We start from the raw sequence: 1,411 nt of genomic DNA, 5'->3' as shown, positions 1-1,411 counted from the left end.
GTGCTGGTGGTCGATGGCATCGGTTCGCCTAGGACGAGCTCCGCTGGCGGCGGGGGTAGTCCCATAGGGGCTTAGACGGCTCCGAGCCGGGCCAAACTGGCTTCCGCCGACAGCACCACCACCCAGTCAGGCGACAGACCACCGGCGTCCCGATCGCGGCGCTGGTGACTCGCGGGAACCGCAACTACGCCGCATAACCTCCCGCTTGTCAAGGTAGTCCCCCGATCCCCGGCGTCATGACGCCGACCTCGCCGCCTGCTCGCCGACCGCACCCACGGCCATGAGAAGTGCCGCCGCCAGCTACAGAGGAGAAGACAGCGCGCTCGACTGCCGGATCGCGGTCCCACGAGGACGCGGCGCTCTCCGGATCCCGCCAGCATCCATGCGACCGACTCCCTGATCCTGGCCCGTACCAGCGACAATCGCGATCTTGCCCCCGCTCCGAGCTACCTACCTTCACGTAGGTAGCTACACTAGACGATAGGCACCTCGTGTCGAGAGGTGCGGTCTCGGAGGTCGGATGGCAAGGAACAAGCGCGAGGAGATCCTCGACGTCGCGCTAGAGATGTTCGCCGCCCATGGCTACCGGGGAACCTCGCTCGACACGATCGCGCACCGGGTCGGTCTGACTCGCCAAGGCGTCCTGCACTACTTCCCGAGGAAGGAGAACTTGCTCACCGCGATCCTCCAGTGCCGGGAGGAAGTCAACCGCGAGCACCTACAGGCAGGCCATGCCCACGAGGACCTGCCGGGACAGATGGCCGCCATCGTGGCCCACGATCACCAGCTGTCAGGACTCACCCGAGTCTATGGGGTGCTACTGGGCGAGAGCATCACGCACGGACATCCGGCGCAGGAGTACTTCCGTAAGCACTACGCGACGGTCCGTGAACGCATGAGCGCCAGCTTCGCTGAGCGCTGGGGAGACCGCCTCCCCAGCGGGCTAACCCCGCAGGCAGCCGCGACGGCTCTGCTGGCCCTCCTGGATGGCATGCAGCAGCAGTGGCTGCTCGACCACACTCAAACCGACCAGCCAGAGATCATTCGAGATGTCCTCACGGTTCTGCTCGGATCACCACCGGTGAAGTAACGCACCACTATCCGACCGACCCGCTCGCCAGATCAGAACCTCCTGTAGATCACAGTCGTAGAAGGGGGTCTCATGAGGCCTTCAGAATGTCGTTCCGTGGTCTGACTCATGGGCCCCGGCGTCACCGGTGGCGCGCCGGTGATCTCGCCATCTTGGACAACACAGGCATGCTGCACCGGGCGACGCCGTTTGCCGCGACGTCGCGGCGGCTCATGCACCGCACCACCCTCGTCGGCGAGGTCGCCGTCGGCTGACGGACCGGGCCGCGTCTGACGACCCGGCGGGCCTGGGCCACCGTGGACATAACCGTGGACATAGAGG

1 protein-coding gene and 1 pseudogene are annotated in these 1,411 nt (G+C 65.9%); both read left to right on the top strand.

Features of this window, described 5'->3' with window-relative positions; translation table 11 throughout:
* Positions 1 to 520 precede the first annotated feature (520 nt).
* On the top strand, positions 521 to 1,090 hold the full coding sequence (locus tag BBK14_RS14485) for a TetR/AcrR family transcriptional regulator (RefSeq protein WP_071062851.1): 570 nt from the start codon (positions 521 to 523) through the stop codon (positions 1,088 to 1,090).
* Positions 1,091 to 1,209: 119 nt separating this feature from the next.
* A pseudogene (locus BBK14_RS35290) lies at positions 1,210 to 1,344 on the top strand (TauD/TfdA family dioxygenase); the annotation flags it as partial.
* Positions 1,345 to 1,411 lie beyond the last annotated feature (67 nt).

It is taken from the genome of Parafrankia soli (genome assembly GCF_001854695.1).
Taxonomy (GTDB): Bacteria; Actinomycetota; Actinomycetes; order Frankiales; family Frankiaceae; genus Parafrankia; species Parafrankia soli.
The sequence above is the reverse complement of the archived record's forward strand: the minus strand, read 5'-3'. Positions and strand labels throughout refer to the sequence as shown.